The 426-nt window shown below is 54.2% G+C and carries 1 protein-coding gene; it reads left to right on the plus strand.

Annotation, left to right across the window (positions count from 1 at the left end; translation table 11 throughout):
• Positions 1-426: amino acid ABC transporter permease (locus tag EN749_RS37215; RefSeq protein WP_145991236.1), on the plus strand; the 426-nt coding region annotated here is incomplete at both ends.

The raw sequence follows: 426 nt of genomic DNA on the forward strand, positions 1-426 counted from the left end.
CCGTGGGGGATTTTACTGGCTCTGGGACGGCGTTCAAAAATGCCGATCGTCCGCGTGCTCTCCGTTATCTTCATTGAGTTCTGGCGCGGCGTACCGCTTATCACCGTTCTGTTTATGTCGTCGGTCATGCTGCCGCTGTTTATGGCAGAAGGTACCACCATCGACAAGCTGATCCGTGCCCTGGTGGGGGTGATTCTCTTCCAGTCCGCCTATGTCGCTGAAGTTGTGCGAGGTGGTTTGCAGGCGTTACCTAAAGGCCAGTACGAAGCGGCGGAATCACTGGCTCTCGGTTACTGGAAAACACAGGGACTGGTCATTCTTCCACAGGCACTCAAGCTGGTCATCCCGGGTCTGGTCAACACGATCATTGCCCTCTTCAAGGATACCAGCCTGGTGATCATCATTGGATTGTTCGATCTCTTTAGC

The sequence above is a fragment of the Mesorhizobium sp. M7A.F.Ca.ET.027.02.1.1 genome (assembly GCF_004022985.1).
Lineage (GTDB): Bacteria > Pseudomonadota > Alphaproteobacteria > Rhizobiales > Rhizobiaceae > Mesorhizobium.